Raw genomic sequence first — 15,360 nt, 5'->3', positions numbered from 1 at the left:
GTCATTCTCCAATTTTCAGTTCCGCGACGAAGTCATAGGCATCGGCGCGATAGTGCGAACGGGTATATTCGACGATCCGGTCGTCCTCGAGATGCGAGACGCGCTCGATCAGAAGCGCAGGCGCTCCCCGATGCACACCAAGCAGGCGCGCCGTGCCCGGATCGAGCGTAACTGCTGTCAGGCGCTGCAAGGCGCGAACTGGCTTATGGCCGCGCCGCGCCAATGCCCCATAAAGCGAAGTTTCCTCAACACGGTCCTTATCCAGATAATGGCGTGGAACTACAGCGCGCTCGAAAGCCATAGGGACGCCGTCGGCAAGGCGCAAACGGTCAAGCCGGACGATTGTCGTATCAACGCCGATCCCAAGTCGGAAAGCTTCGTCTGGCGACGGTCTATCGACCCTGTTGGTGACAACGCGCGCGCCCGGCTCCTTGCCGCGTGACAGCATGTCCTCGGAAAACGAAGTCAGACGCCAGAGGTGCTGGCTGATACGCGCCGGGCGTTCAGCGACAAAGGTGCCACTGCCACGCCGCGCCTCTACCGCGCCTTGCGTCAGTAGTTCCTTATAGGCATTGCGAACAGTGATCCGGCCGACGCCAAGCTGTTCCGCCAGATCACGCTCCGGCGGCAGTCCCACAGCAGGCGCAAGTTGTCCTTCCTCGATCAGTTCACCGAGAATACGCGCAAGGTTCCGGTAAAGCGGCCCCGTCAACTGCGGATCATGCAAGCCGCGCTCTTCGATGGCCGTGATCAATGTGGTTCTATTCATGTTTTACATAATAGAACCTATATAGAACCAATAGCAAGTGACAATCTCATGAAAAAGGCCCGCGTCTAAGCGGGCCTTTTTAGCTTAATGTGGTTGCTGAGCGGGATGCGCTTCGGCTGGCGGTTCATCTGCGCCGTGTTCTGGCTCCTTGATCCGGAACCAGGCGACATAAAGCGCCGGCAGAAAGAGCAGCGTGATTGCCGTGCCCGCTATGATCCCGCCCATCATGGCGTAGGCCATCGGACCCCAGAACACTTCACGCGCAATCGGGATCAGCGCCAGACTTGCCGCCGCCGCCGTCAGTGCGATGGGTCGCATTCGGTGCTGGCTGGCCTGTGTCACCGCATCCCATGGATGCATGCCCTCCGTGATATGCTCCTCGACCTGCACGATCAGGATGACCGAGTTTCGGATAAGAATACCAACCAGCGCCAGAACGCCGAGGATCGCCACGAAACCGAGCGGCTTTCCGCTTGGCAGCAGCGCCGCCACCACACCGATCAGACCTAGCGGCGCCACGGCGACGACAAGGAACAGGCGCTGGAAACTCTGCAACTGGATCATCAGGATCGTAGCCATGACGAACAGCATCAGGGGCACCACGGCAGCAATCGGGCCCTGGCTCTTGCCGCTTTCCTCCACCGTGCCTGCCGTCTGGATATAATATCCCGATGGCAGCTTGTCGGCAAAGGTCTTGATAGCCGGCGCCAGATCCTTGACGATCGTGTCCGGCATCGTCTTGTCGATGATCCCGGCCGCAACCGTGATCGTCGGTGTACGTGAGCGACGATAGATAACCGGCTGCTCCAGTTCATACCGGAAATTTGCAATCGCCGCCAAGGGCACCGAAGTCCCGTTACCGGTTGCGATCTGAAGGCTCTGCAACGTATCGATCGAGTCGCGTTCGTGTTTCTGCGCCCGCGCGATGACATCGATCAGATAGATCGAATCCCGCACCTGGGTGATCGTAATACCACCGACGATACCGTTGAGAGTTGTTGCAATATCCTTGGAGGAAATGCCAAGCTTTCTCGCCTTGTCCTGCATAACGTCCACGCGGATAACCCGGCCTGGTTCGTTCCAGTTGTAGCTCACAACCCCAAGCCGCTTGTCGGAACTGAGGATACCGGCAAAATCCTGCGCGACGCCGCGCAGCTTCTGAATATCCGGCCCGGAGACACGATACTGCACCGGACGGCCAACAGGCGGTCCAAGCTCCAGATATTTCACATAAACATCTGTACCAACGTAGTCCTTGCGCAGAACCTCGTTGAATTTCTGCTTAAGCCTGTCGCGCGCTTCAAGATCTTTTGCAACGACGACCATCTGCCCGAAATACGGGTTTGCAGGTTGCACGTCGAACGAAAGAATAAAACGAATAGCGCCTTCCCCGATATAGGTGCTCCAGTGATCCACATCGGGATTGTCCTTAAGCATCGTTGCTTCGAACTTTTCCATCTGGGCCTTGGTATCAGTGATGGAACTGTTTTGCGGCAGCGTCCAGTCGAGCACCAGTTCCGGACGGTCTGATTGCGGGAAGAACTGCCGTTCGATGAAGCCCATGCCGAAAACCGACACGAGGAAAAGCGCAATCGTCGTAACGATCGTGATCCATTTATGCCGCATGGATGCAAGCAGGACCTGAGAGAAGATGTTGAAGAAGCGACTATGTTTCTCCTCATGCGCCTTCATTTTCTTCGGCAGGAAAGTGACCCCCAGCAAGGGCGCGAACAGAACCGCCACGATCCATGAAACCAGCAGCGAAACCGCGATCACCACAAACAGCGTATAGGTGTATTCACCGGCCTGACTATTGTTCAGACCAATCGGGATAAACCCGGCGATGGTCACGAGCGTACCCGTCAACATCGGAAAGGCCGTATGCGAATACACGTAAGTTGCGGCCTTGTTGATGGGGTCACCCATTTCCAGCCGGGCTACCATCATTTCAACCGCGATCATCGCGTCATCAACCAGTAGCCCCAGCGCAATGATAAGCGCACCAAGCGATACACGCTGCAGTGAAATATCCATCAACGACATCGCCAGGAAGGTGATGGCCAACACCAGCGGTATCGAAAGAGAGACTACAAAGCCCGCTCGTACCCCGAGACTGACGAAACTGACGGCGAGGACGATAACTACCGCTTCAAACAGCGCTTTGGTAAAGCCCGAAACGGCGTCAGTCACAACCTGCGGCTGATCGGCAACCTTGAATACCTGGACGCCGACCGGAAGTTCTGCCGTCACTTGGCTCATCATCTTGTCGAGCGCTGCACCAAATTCGAGCAGATTGCCGTTGGGCTTCATGCCGATGCCGAGGCCGATGGCATCCTGTCCGTTCACCCGGAAAATGGATGTCGGCGGATCAACATAACCTCGTGTGATCGTCGCCACGTCGGAAAGGCGGAAAAAACGATCATTGACGCGCAGATTTACAGCACGCAGATCGGCTTCCGAGTTGAATTGCCCGCTGACACGCACACTGATGCGCTCCGGCCCGGCTTCAACCACACCCGAGGGCGTAATGGCGTTCTGGTCCTGCAAGGCTTGCAGGATTGCCTGCTGATCCAGCCCAAGCGCCGCAATCTGGCGCGTTGAGAATTCCAGATAGATCGCTTCGTCCTGCGCACCGATCAGTTCAACTTTGCCCGCATTGGGCAATGTCAGAATCTTGGTTCGCGTGCTTTCGGCATAATCCCGCAACTGCCGCATCGACAGCCCGTCCGATGTGAACGCATAGACGTTCCCGTAAACATCACCGAACTGGTCGTTGAAATATGGTCCGAGAACGCCTTGCGGCAGCGTGTTCTGAATATCGTTCAGAAGGTGGCGTACTTCGGTCCATGACTTTTTGACCTGCTCCGCCCTGGTCGTATCTTTAAGAAATACAAACACGACCGACTTGCCCGCTGTGGTTATGCTGCGGGTATAATCCAGCGTATCCAGTTCTTCGAGCTTCTTTTCCAGCCGGTCGGTAACCTGGTTGAGCGTTTCCTCGACAGATGCCCCGGGCCAGTTGGCCTGAACGACCATCGTTTTGACGGTAAATTCCGGATCTTCCTCACGTCCGAGGTCAATATACGAAATCAGGCCCGCCACCAGAAAGACAAGCATGAAATACCAGACCAGAGACCGGTGATTCAGAGCCCAGTCAGACAGATTGAATCCCTTCTTCACAGGCCGGCTCCTTTCTCGTTCAGGCGGACTTTCTGTCCTTCTTTCAGCTCGTTCACACCGGCAATCGCAACATAGCTTCCGATGTCCACGCCTCCGGCAACGAAACTGTTGCCGTGCCGCTCAGTCACCTGCACGTCATGAAGAGAGACCGTCTGTTTATGCGGATCGATGACCCAGATGCTTGTCTTGCCATTTTCATCGAGCAAGGCCTGAATCGGCATCGTCACAAGATTCTGTTCGGGCGCCGCCATCGCAGCCCTGATCGTCGCACCGAGGCGAAAGCCTTCCGGCGGATTGTCGAGGGCAATACGTACGCGACGCGTGCGCGTCTGCGCATCAGCCTGTGGGGCGACCTCGCGCACCATTCCGTGCCCGGTGACAGTGGGATCGGCCTGAAGCTGCACATTGAATGACGTGCCCTGCTCGAAATACTGCGTCATGCTGTCGGGAATATCGAGCACTGCTTCGCGAATATCGGGACGCGCGACCGTCATGACGGTCTGACCGGCGGCAACCACCTGTCCGACTTCCGCATCCGTTGCTGAGATGACGCCATCGTAATCCGGACGCAGCACGGCATAGCTGCGCTGGTCCTGCGCCTTCTTCAGCCCTGCCCGAGCCTTTTCAAGTCCCGCCTCCGCGCTGTCCCGCGCCTGCCTTGCGGCGTCATAGTCAGCTTGCGAGACATTGTTTCCCTTGAGCAGGATACGCTGGCGCTCCTCGCTTGCAGAGGCGTTGGCAAACTGTGCTTCGGCGCTTGCCAGATCTGCCCTTGCCGACTGAACGGCAAGATCGAGATTGGAAGGGTCGAGCATCGCCACCATCTCGTCTTTCTTCACGAGATCCCCCACCTGCACGGGCCGATTGATAATCCGCCCGAGTACACGAAATGCAAGATCGGTGGAGTAACGCGGCTCAATTGTGCCTGCGAAGCCTGTCTGCGTTACGGGCTTGGGTTCGACCACCATGTAAAGAACGGGACGCACAACGTCCGCGTTCGCTTGTTTTTCTTCTTCCTTGCCACAAGCGCTGAGCACAACCGCCGCGCCAAACACGACGAGATACCCTATTGACCGGATCGCAGGAAGCTGGATTGCCGTTTTCATTGCGCGATGAGCCCTTCCTGTTCCTGCACGACTTCGGCTGGCTCGCCGGAACGCAACATCTGTGCGCCCTTCGTGACGATCAGCTCGCCTTCCTGCAGTCCGTCCTCCACCAGCAACCGGCCTTTCGCGAAGGCAAGCACCTTGATCGGAACCAGCGTTGCCACCTTGGAATCCTTCGCGAGCCTCCAGACGGCCGTGCGCCCTGCATCCGAAGTCATTGCGCTCCACGGCAGAACCACGACTTTCACAGTGTCCATATGGACCGTTCCCGTCACCGTGGCTCCCAGCGCCATCTGGGGCGGAGTTTGCGCTATTCCGACCTTCACCCGCACGGTTCCGGTCTGCGCATCGACCACCGGAGAAATTTCGCGAATCTTGCCTTCGGCGTTTATCGAAGCATCGGACAGAAGCGCAATCGTTACGCCCATCCCAATCTTGGCATGATTGACCAACGTTTCCTGAACATCGAAGACCGCGTCACGAGGCCCGTCCTCAGCAATCGAGAACGCCGTCTGTGCGGCCTGCACGACCTGACCGGCCTCAACATTGCGCGCGGTAATCACGCCTGAAACGGGTGCCTGCAATTGCGTGTAGGACAGTTGGTCGCGCGCATCGTTAAGCTGGCTTTCAGCACTGGCAAGGGCGCTCTGCGTCGTCTGCAGGTTCTGGTTCGCCTGGTCATAGGTACTGCGCGTCGTGAAGCCTTGCGCCAGCAAAGCCTTCTGTCTTGCAAAATTGGCCTGCGCCTGCACGAGCTGCGCCTGAGCGGCATCTTTCGTGGCCTGCGCAACACGCAGATTAGCCTGCTGTTCGACATTGTCGATGCTGGCGAGGGGCTGCCCCTTTTCCACGTGTTGGCCAATTTCGACCAGACGCTGCACAACCTGACCATTCAGACGAAACGATACATTGACGAGCGATCGGGCCGCTATCGCACCGGACAACGTCAGTTTCGGCTGATAATCGCTTGCGACCACTTTCACTACCGCCACCGGCACGACATTGAGCGGGTCTGCCTGCGCCTGAACCGTGGCGCCTGGCACAAGCAGCCCCAAACAAACAAGGAGCACGTCGGGTGTTCTGAAATGGGGAGCAGGTTGGCTCGCAACTCGCCTCCACCCGTTTCGCAAACCGTAAACGAATGATTTTACTGCCATTTACACGATTCTCACTGGTTCGGTTCTGTTGAGAATGCAACTAAAGCTAAGCAGAGAAAAGCCGCGTTGTAAAAGATCATGTTTCATAGTTATCGCTGTTAAAATCTTTTCAAGAATTTGCTCAAGACAATTGAAAGGCTGCTGCCTTCCATCAGGGTATTTATGAGTAGAAATATATAGCTCTGTTAAATATCAAGAATATCGGCTGCTGCGAGCAGTTCGCTAACCCCTTACCTCCTCGACAAGCCTTTGACCGACAGCACTCAATTCATAACGTGTGCGTTGTGTGCGCGGATCGCGCTGTCTGATCTTGATATAACCGTGGTCCTGTCCGAGCACTGAAATTTCCCGGAGCACCAGCGCGTGAGCAACACCCAGCAGCCGCGAAAAAGTCCGGCTGTCTGAAGCAATTTCGAGCGCCGCCGCAGCGACAATCCCGGCACCAAGCCCGGTAAGGCTGCGGGATGCAGTCATGAGCGCGTCGACGAACGCCATATATTCCGCCTCGCCCTCATCCATCATGCGGCAGCCGATTTAAGAGGACGGAACGAAACGATTACCGATTTCGAGGTCGGCGTGAAGCTTTCATCCCCGGAACTGGCCAGCGGTACCAGCACGTTCATTTCCGGATAGTAGCCAGCAATACAGCCGCGCGGAATGTCATAAGGTACAAAACGGAAATCCCGTGCAATACGCTCCACGCCATCATCAAATTCGCCGACAATATCTGCCCGGTCACCCGCTTCAACGCCGATATCCGCCATATCATCCGCATTCATGAAGACCACCTGCCGCTCGCCGTAAACGCCGCGATAGCGATCATCCATGCCATAGATGGTGGTGTTATACTGATCATGGCTGCGGAATGTCTGCAGCACATAGCGCCCCGGCATACCGCGTGCCTGCTGATGTTCGACAGTTTCCGGCAGAGCGCCGGTCCAGAACGTCGCCTTGCCCTTTGCCGTGTTCCATTCCAGCTCGCGGGCAGAATTGCGCAAGTGGAAACCGCGCGGGACCCGCACGCGCTCGTTGAAGTTGTAAAAGTCTGGCAAAACGCGGGCGATGCGGTCACGGATAAGGTCATAATCGTCGGCGAGCTCCAGCCAGTCGACCGGCTGCGGCCCAAGCGTCGCCTGCGCCATGCCCGCAATAATCGCCACTTCCGAACGCAGATGTGCAGATGCAGGTGCATTGATGCCGCCTGAGCCATGCACCATGCTCATGGAGTCTTCGACCGTCACGATCTGCGCGGTTCCGCGAGAATTAAGATCAATTTCCGTGCGGCCAAGGCAAGGCAGGATAAACGAATCCTGCCCCGGCACGAGATGTGAATGGTTGAGCTTGGTCGCGATATGGACCGTCAAACGCTGACCGGAAAGCGCTTTCGAAATAAGCGGGCTATCCGGAGTAGCGCGTGCGAAATTGCCGCCAAGGCCGATGAAGGCCTGAGCCGATCCGTCGAGCATGGCGCCAATGGCACCCAGAACATTGTGCCCCGGTTCACGCGGAACCTCGAAGTCGAACTCCTTTTCCAGTGCATCAAGGAATGCGACCGGAGGCCGTTCATTGATGCCGACCGTGCGGTCCCCTTGAACGTTGGAGTGACCGCGCACCGGGCAAAGCCCGGCTCCCGGCCTGCCAATATTGCCGCGCAACAGCATGAAATTGGTGATCTCGCGGATCATGATCACCGAATGGCGATGCTGGGTGATGCCCATCGCCCAGGTGCAGATGACCCGTTCCGATTCCATATAGATTTGCGCCGCGCGCTCCAGCGACTGGCGAAGAAGCCCGGACTGGTCTTCGATTTCCTCCCACGACGTACTGTCTACCGCAACGCGGTAAGCTTCCAGTTCCGCCGTATGTGTGCCAAGAAAATCCCGGTCGAGGATCGATGGCCTGCCTGCGGCGAGTGCGGCATCGTCTGCGGCAAAAACCGCCTTGGCCATACCGCGGAAAGCAGCAAGATCACCACCCAGACGCGGCTGGAAGTAGTCGCTGGCTATGGCTTCGCTGCCGCCATGCAGCATTTCAAGCTTGTTCTGTGGATCAGCGAACCGCTCCAGCCCGCGTTCGCGGATCGGATTGAAAACAACAATGCGCGCGCCCCGCTCGGCTGCACGACGCAAATCACCCAGCATGCGCGGATGGTTGGTGCCCGGATTTTGCCCGACCACGAAAATGGCATCGGCCATCTCGAAGTCTTCCAGCAGCACCGTCCCCTTGCCAACACCGACAGACTGTTTCAGTGCGACGCCGCTTGCTTCGTGACACATATTGGAACAGTCGGGGAAATTGTTGGTTCCGTAGGCACGCACGAATAGCTGGTAGAGAAACGCAGCTTCATTCGAAGCACGGCCCGACGTATAAAATTCGACGCGGTTCGGGCGATCGAAACTCTTGAGAATGTCGCCAATAGCCTTGAATGCCTCACCCCATTCGATGGCTTCATACTGGTCTGTCGAGGCATTGTAACGCATCGGATGGGTCAGACGACCCGTATTCTCCAGATCGTAATCCGTCCAGCCGCGCAGCTGAGAAACCGTATGCTCGCGAAAGAAGGCGGGCGTCGTGCGCCGGTCGGTCGCCTCCCAGGCGACAGCCTTCACGCCATTCTCGCAAAATTCAAAGGAAGAGCCATGTTCCGGATCACCCCAGGCGCAACCAGGGCAATCGAACCCGTCAGGCTGGTTCGCTTTCAGAAGCGTGCGCGCGCCGGAGAGCGGAGCACCGCTTGCAAGCAATTGCTTGCCGCAGCTCTTCAACGCACCCCATCCACCTGCTGCAGCGGATCGCTTGCCGATGAAACCGGTTTTGGTGGCCTTGCTCATCCGTTACCCTCTAACCCAGTTGCGGGACCGCCTTCTTCGACTGGCAGAAAATTGCCTTGGGCGGGTGCCATTACCATAAGAGCAATTACCCGGTCCTTCAATTAACCGCGAGGCAATTGTTATTCGATACTTGTTCGTACTTGATTTCGACCGCGCGATCGGTCATGCGAATGGTCAAGAAAAATTACCACAAGGGGTGGGAAGATGCCCAACATCGTTGAAATCGCCGATCTGAAGCGGCTTGCCCAGCGCCGCGTCCCCAAGATGTTCTTTGATTACGCGGATTCTGGCGCATGGACCGAGTCGACCTACCGCGCAAATGAAGACGACTTCAAGAAGATCAAATTACGCCAGCGCATTCTCGTGGACATGACGAACCGTTCGCTGGAAACGACGATGATCGGTGAGAAAGTGTCCATGCCGGTCGCTCTTGCGCCAACCGGCCTGACGGGTATGCAGCATGCCGACGGTGAAATGCTGGCAGCACAGGCGGCTGAAGCCTTCGGCGTTCCCTTCACGCTCTCGACCATGAGCATCTGCTCCATTGAAGATGTCGCTTCAGTCACCAAGAAGCCGTTCTGGTTTCAGCTTTATGTGATGAAGGACCGTGACTTTGTGAAGAACCTGATCAGCCGCGCCAAGGCTGCTGGCTGTTCCGCACTGGTGCTCACGCTTGATCTCCAGATTCTCGGCCAGCGTCACAAGGATATCCGCAACGGCCTTTCCGCCCCGCCTAAATTCACCCCGAAGCACATTTGGCAGATGGCGACGCGCCCCGGCTGGTGCCTCGGCATGATGGGCACGCAGCGCCGCACCTTCCGCAACATTGCCGGCCACGCAAAGAACGTCACCGACCTTTCTTCGCTTTCCTCCTGGACGGCGGAACAGTTCGACCCACAGCTCAACTGGAACGACGTGGCCTGGATCAAGGAACAGTGGGGCGGCAAGCTGATCCTCAAGGGCATTCTCGATGTCGAGGACGCCAGGATGGCGGCAAAGTCGGGGGCCGATGCGATCATCGTATCGAACCATGGCGGCCGTCAGCTCGACGGTGCGCCGTCCTCGATCTCCATGCTGCAGCCAATCGTTGACGCTGTCGGCGACAAGATCGAAGTTCACGTCGATGGCGGTATCCGCTCCGGCCAGGATGTGCTCAAGGCGCGCGCACTCGGCGCGCAAGGCGTGTTCATCGGTCGCCCGTTCCTCTATGGCCTCGGAGCGATGGGCAAGGACGGTGTAACGCTGGCGCTCGAAATCATCCGCAAGGAACTGGATGTCACGATGGCACTCTGCGGCAAGCGCGATATCAACAATATCGACAAGTCGATCATCCATTCCGTAAATTTTTGACGACATTTGGAGCCGGCCCCGCGTCGGCTCCTATACTTTAGTAATTACTTCAATAAAATCGCGCCATGCGCGAACCCCAGCGATCGATGCACCGTAAGGTTATTTAAAAATAACCAAGTGTTAAACATATCTCTTTACCATATCCGGCAATAGGGCTTGTGGGCCATTTTTCTGTTCGGATTTGGAGTGGGAACCGATGAAGTGCACTTCCGCCATTGCCATCGTGGCTATCAGTCTGATGGCGGGATCAGGAGCGGCATTTGCCGCCGACATAATTGCAGACCCTGTCATTGAGCCCATGCCGGAACCGGTCAATTCCTCCGGCTGGTATATTCGTGGCGACCTCGGTTACAATTTCAAATCCAGCACGGATGGCGACTGGAGCTTCTGGAACCAGTTCGATCCGCCCTATCGCGGCATTGACGACACGCTGCGCTATGACGATTTCGACCTCAAGGCAGGCGCAACCTACGGCGTGGGTGTCGGTTATCGCTTCACCGACATGTTCCGCGCCGACGCGACGCTGGATTTCTTCCGCGCAGGCATCAACGGTCGCACCGCGTGTCCGAGCTATGTGAAATCCTCAAAGGGTTTCAATCCGGTTGAGGACAACTGCAACTACGAGGATTCTTCGACGGCCAATATCTGGACGGCTATGGCCAACGCCTATGTCGATCTGCCGCGTGTGGGGTCTGTCACGCCTTATCTCGGTGCCGGTCTGGGCGCAGCCTATGTGCAATATGACGATTGGAAATCCCATGAAGTTTGCGCAGGCTGCACCTATTCCAGCGAGAAGGACGGCCTCGACAGCTGGCGCTTTGCAATGGCTCTCATGGCCGGTGTCAGCTATGACCTGACCGAACAACTCAAGCTGGATGTCGGTTACCGCTATATGCGCATCAATGGCGGCAAAGCCTACGGTTTCGACGCAGCCGATCGCAGCACCAATCCTTACGGCAATGCGGAAGGGCCCGGCGCAACCGGCACGCAGGCAAAAGACAACGGCTTCAACATGCACACGATCCGGGCCGGTCTTCGCTACGAATTCCGCTAAACACGTTATCATTCGAAGAAAAAAGCCCGGCTGCAGCCGGGCTTTTTCATTTCAGCCGCGTGAAGTCGGTGCTTTCGACAGAAGCACCGTTCGGATGGCGAAACTGGAATGGATGCGCGCGACACCGGGCAGTCGCGACAGGATTTCCTTGTGAATGATCTCATAAGCCGCAGCATTTTCGGCTTCGACACGCAGAATATAATCCGCGTCGCCCGTCATGAGATAACATTCCTGCACTTCCGGGTGCCGCCGCACTGCCTCCTCGAAACGGTTCAGAAACTCCTCAGTCTGTCGGTCAAGCGTAATGCGCACGATGGCGACCAGTCGCTCGTCGCCATCGGATGACCCGACGATGGCCGTATAGCCACGAATAACGCCGCTTTCCTCCAATATTTGCACCCGCCGCAGACAGGCAGACTGCGAAAGCCCCACTTCACTGGCAAGATGGCTGTTGGTCATGCGCCCATCCCGGCGCAGGCAGCGGATGATATTGCGGTCGATACTGTCGAGCGTCGGCATGAATAATCTTCAACCTGAAAGCTAAAATATGCGCAAGATGTGCCAAAATTCGCATAATATGCGACAAATAGCAAAAACATTCGAATAGTCTTCGACTATTATGCACCTAAGCTTCGGGAGGGTGCAGCCGCAGGGTTTTTCCTCCCGAGCTATATGCTTTGGGCGGCAGACGATCCGTATCGATGATGACCTTCCGAGCGTTCTCGTAGCGTAGTGAGCAGTTTGGAAAGAACCGTGCAAATGGTTGATATGTCGATGCAATTTTCCCAGGATGAGCGCGACCTTGCCGCCGGTGGCATATTGACCATCGACCTGTCGGCCCTGCGCCATAATTATTCGGCCATTGCCCGGCACATTACCCCCACCCGCGCCGCCGCTGTCGTGAAGGCGGATGCCTACGGCCTTGGCGCCAGCCGCGTCGCACCAGCATTTTACGATGCCGGTTGCCGTGATTTCTTCGTTGCACATCTTGGCGAAGCCATTGCACTGAAGCCATTTCTCCAGCCCGATGCGACCCTTTACGTCCTGAATGGTCTTCAGCCGGGAACGGAAGAAGCCTGCGCCCGCGAAGGCATTCTGCCGGTACTCAACTCGCTGGAACAGGTTGAAAACTGGGCGGCGCTCGCTGCCAAACACGGCAAGAAATTACCCGCCCTGCTGCAGCTTGATACCGGCATGTCACGTCTCGGCCTGTCGCCGAACGAATTTGAACGCCTTCTGGAAAGTTCAGCTCTTCTGGACAACATCGACATCAAGTTCGTCATCAGCCATCTGGCCAGCGGCGACGAGCCGGAAAATGCAGCCAATGCCCGTCAGCTCGCCAATATGACTGCTTTGCTGGCGCGGCTGCCAAAACTGCCGGTTGCCTTTGCCAATTCCGGCGGAACCTTTCTCGACAAGACCTATCATTTCGACCTCGCCCGCCCCGGTGTCGCACTTTATGGCGTTGGACCTAAAAGCGAGATCGTTCCTGTCCTCACCCTTTCGGCACGTGTCATTCAGGTGCGCGACATCGACAAGGGCGCAGCAGTTGGCTATGGCGGCGCTTATGTTGCCGAAGGTCCAATGCGGGTCGCGACGATTGCTGTCGGCTACGCCGATGGCTGGTTCCGTTCTCTCAGCAACAAGGGCGCGGCCTTCTTCGGCGATACGCGCCTGCCGATCATCGGTCGTGTGTCGATGGACTCGATTACGCTCGACGTCAGCGCATTGCCGGAAGGCGCGCTGAAACTCGGCAGCCTTGTGGAGCTGATCGGCCCGCACCAGCGTCTCGAAGACGTGGCGCGCGACTGCGACACCATTCCCTATGAAATCCTGACTGCGCTCGGCAACCGTTATGCACGTGTCTACGTGGAGAGCGGCACGAGCGACATAAAAGCATAAGACAAGAGGCGAACATGCAGATCACCATCCTCGGCAGCGGCGTTATCGGCGTCACAACAGCCTACTACCTCGCCAAACTCGGTCATGAGGTAACCGTTGTCGACCGCGAAGAAGGCCCGGCACTGGAAACAAGCTTCGCCAATGCAGGTCAGGTTTCGCCGGGCTATGCCTCGCCATGGGCCGCGCCCGGCATTCCGTTCAAGGCTGCGAAATGGCTGTTCCAGAAGCACGCGCCACTCATTCTGCGTCCGACCTGCGATCCGGCCCAGTATAGCTGGCTGATGCAGATGCTCGCCAACTGCACCGACAGCCGCTACAAGGTCAACAAGACCCGCATGGTGCGCGTTGCCGAATATGCACGCGATTGCCTCGTTGATCTGCGCAAGGAAACCGGCATCGAATACGACCAGCGCATGCAGGGCACGCTCCAGCTTTTCCGCGAGCAGTACCAGCTCGACGGCATCGGCAAGGACATTGAGGTGCTGCGTCAGGACGGCGTACCGTTCGAAGTCCTCGACCGCGACGGATGCGCCAAAGTGGAACCAGCGCTTGCCCGCGTGAAGGACAAATTTGTCGGCGGCCTGCGTCTTCCGCATGACGAAACTGGCGACTGTTTCAAATTCACCAATGCGCTGGCAAAGATTGCCGAAGGGCTCGGCGTGAAATTCCGCTTCGGCGTCAACATCAAGTCGTTGCTGATGTCCGGCGGCAAGGTTTCCGGCGTCGAAACCTCCGAGGGTGTCCTGACCGCCGACCGTTATGTCGTCGCTCTTGGCAGCTATACGCCTGCGCTCGTCAAATCGCTTGGCCTTAACGCCCCGATCTATCCGGTGAAGGGTTATTCCATCACGGCGCCGATTGTCGATGAGGATCGCGCGCCGGTTTCGACGGTTTTGGACGAAAGCTACAAGATTGCCATCACCCGCCTTGGCGACCGCATTCGCGTCGGCGGCATGGCGGAAGTCTCGGGCTTCACCAAGGATCTGCCTGCCGCGCGGCGCGCAACACTCGATCTGTCGGTCACCGACCTGTTCCCCGGCGGCGATCTGAAAGCAGCGACCTTCTGGTCTGGCCTGCGCCCGATGACGCCGGATTCAACCCCGATCATCGGTGCAACACGCTACGACAACGTGTTCATCAATGCCGGCCACGGAACGCTTGGCTGGACCATGTCGTGCGGCTCCGGCAAATTGCTCGCCGACCTTATTTCCGGCAACAAGCCGGATATCCGGGCCGATGATCTCGGTGTTTCCCGTTACGAGTAAAAATCGCGCAACACATTGAATCGCCTTCTGAGGAAGGCGATTCAAAACCTTGTCAGTCCATTTTTATTAGAAACTCGGCGGCGTGCAGGCGCTGACGATTTCGCATGGCACCGGTCCGACGCAACGAAACCGGTGCGGCAGCTTGCTGGAAAAATAATAAGCGTCACCCGGCCCCAGAATCCGGCGCTCGCTGCCAACCGTCACTTCGATCCGGCCCGAAATGACGATGCCCCCCTCCTCGCCCTCATGCATGAGCAACACCTTGCCCGTGTCGGAGCCCGGTTCATACCGCTCCTTCAGCATCTGTAACGAACGCGAGAACAGATGATCGCCCACCTGACGATACGAAATCGGCCCCTTGCCGATTTCCACCAACTCCTCCGCCTGATAGAATACCTTATGCGGGGCGTCCGGTTCGAGCGCGAAAAACTCGGCCATGCCGATGGGAATGCCGTCGAGAATACGTTTCAATGCACCAACGGACGGATTGGACTGATTGGCTTCGATGAGGGAGATCGTGGAGTTCGTCACACCTGCCCTCTTGGCAAGTTCACGCTGCGACAGATTCTGCCGCATGCGCACATAGCGAAGCCGCCCGCCAATATCGATGCTCATCGAACCTTCCCCTCATGTTTATGATGTTCGATATAGCACAAAGCTGATAATTACCCTACATAAAAACAATGACTTAATATCCTGAAGAAAAGGACTTGTTGCCCTTCGCAAAGCGTGGCCTGCTGCTCGCA

Annotated in this window: 12 protein-coding genes; 4 read left to right on the top strand and 8 right to left on the bottom strand. The window is 57.2% G+C overall.

The genetic code is table 11. The annotated features are described in order from the left end of the window. Nucleotide 1: 1 nt before the first annotated feature. From FIB18_RS15765 to FIB18_RS15740, 6 genes are all read right to left on the bottom strand, one after another. The gene (locus FIB18_RS15765; RefSeq protein ID WP_140021607.1) at nt 2-769 is read right to left on the bottom strand and encodes a GntR family transcriptional regulator; all 768 of its coding nucleotides are present in this window, start codon (nt 767-769) and stop codon (nt 2-4) included. An 84-nt stretch (nt 770-853) separates the two neighbouring features. After that, nucleotides 854-3,949: an efflux RND transporter permease subunit gene (locus FIB18_RS15760; protein ID WP_140021606.1), complete on the bottom strand. Its 3,096-nt coding sequence runs from the start codon at nt 3,947-3,949 to the stop codon at nt 854-856. Next, the gene (locus FIB18_RS15755) at nt 3,946-5,055 is read right to left on the bottom strand and encodes an efflux RND transporter periplasmic adaptor subunit (protein ID WP_140021605.1); all 1,110 of its coding nucleotides are present in this window, start codon (nt 5,053-5,055) and stop codon (nt 3,946-3,948) included. Before FIB18_RS15755 ends, FIB18_RS15760 begins: the two co-directional genes overlap by 4 nt. Continuing rightward, nucleotides 5,052-6,212: an efflux RND transporter periplasmic adaptor subunit gene (locus FIB18_RS15750; RefSeq protein ID WP_140021604.1), complete on the bottom strand. Its 1,161-nt coding sequence runs from the start codon at nt 6,210-6,212 to the stop codon at nt 5,052-5,054. The genes FIB18_RS15755 and FIB18_RS15750 overlap by 4 nt, the downstream gene beginning before the upstream one ends. Nucleotides 6,213-6,434: 222 nt before the next feature. Beyond that, nucleotides 6,435-6,734, bottom strand: a complete 300-nt coding sequence (locus FIB18_RS15745) for a hypothetical protein (RefSeq protein ID WP_140021603.1) — start codon at nt 6,732-6,734, stop codon at nt 6,435-6,437. Then, nucleotides 6,731-9,043 carry an FdhF/YdeP family oxidoreductase gene (locus FIB18_RS15740; RefSeq protein ID WP_140021602.1) on the bottom strand — a complete coding sequence of 771 codons (2,313 nt, stop codon included), beginning with the start codon at nt 9,041-9,043 and terminating at the stop codon, nt 6,731-6,733. Before FIB18_RS15740 ends, FIB18_RS15745 begins: the two co-directional genes overlap by 4 nt. A gap of 204 nt (nt 9,044-9,247) precedes the next feature. On the opposite strand from FIB18_RS15740, the gene FIB18_RS15735 reads away from it, so the two are divergent. Beyond that, nucleotides 9,248-10,393 carry an alpha-hydroxy acid oxidase gene (locus FIB18_RS15735; RefSeq protein ID WP_140021601.1) on the top strand — a complete coding sequence of 382 codons (1,146 nt, stop codon included), beginning with the start codon at nt 9,248-9,250 and terminating at the stop codon, nt 10,391-10,393. A gap of 196 nt (nt 10,394-10,589) precedes the next feature. After that, the gene (locus FIB18_RS15730; RefSeq protein ID WP_140021600.1) at nt 10,590-11,447 is read left to right on the top strand and encodes an outer membrane protein; all 858 of its coding nucleotides are present in this window, start codon (nt 10,590-10,592) and stop codon (nt 11,445-11,447) included. Between the two features lie 51 nt (nt 11,448-11,498). On the opposite strand, the gene FIB18_RS15725 is transcribed toward FIB18_RS15730, so the two are convergent. Further along, nucleotides 11,499-11,966, bottom strand: a complete 468-nt coding sequence (locus tag FIB18_RS15725; RefSeq protein WP_010659515.1) for an Lrp/AsnC family transcriptional regulator — start codon at nt 11,964-11,966, stop codon at nt 11,499-11,501. Nucleotides 11,967-12,206: 240 nt separating this feature from the next. Here FIB18_RS15725 and alr point away from each other — a divergent pair, with 240 nt between their 5' ends. Then, nucleotides 12,207-13,349 carry an alanine racemase gene (gene alr / locus FIB18_RS15720; RefSeq protein ID WP_140021664.1) on the top strand — a complete coding sequence of 381 codons (1,143 nt, stop codon included), beginning with the start codon at nt 12,207-12,209 and terminating at the stop codon, nt 13,347-13,349. 14 nt (nt 13,350-13,363) lie between these two features. Then, entirely contained in the window at nt 13,364-14,614 is a 1,251-nt protein-coding gene (locus FIB18_RS15715; protein ID WP_140021599.1) for a D-amino acid dehydrogenase, read from the top strand. A 66-nt stretch (nt 14,615-14,680) separates the two neighbouring features. Here the strand turns inward: FIB18_RS15715 and FIB18_RS15710 are convergent, their stop codons facing one another. Continuing rightward, a complete protein-coding gene (locus FIB18_RS15710; protein ID WP_010659512.1) occupies nt 14,681-15,229 on the bottom strand; it encodes a cupin domain-containing protein in 549 nt (182 codons plus the stop codon). Nucleotides 15,230-15,360 lie beyond the last annotated feature (131 nt).

The sequence above is a fragment of the Brucella pecoris genome, assembly GCF_006376675.1.
Taxonomy (GTDB): domain Bacteria; phylum Pseudomonadota; class Alphaproteobacteria; order Rhizobiales; family Rhizobiaceae; genus Brucella; species Brucella pecoris.
Note: the sequence above shows the minus strand (reverse complement) of the source record. Positions and strands in the feature narration are given on the sequence as shown.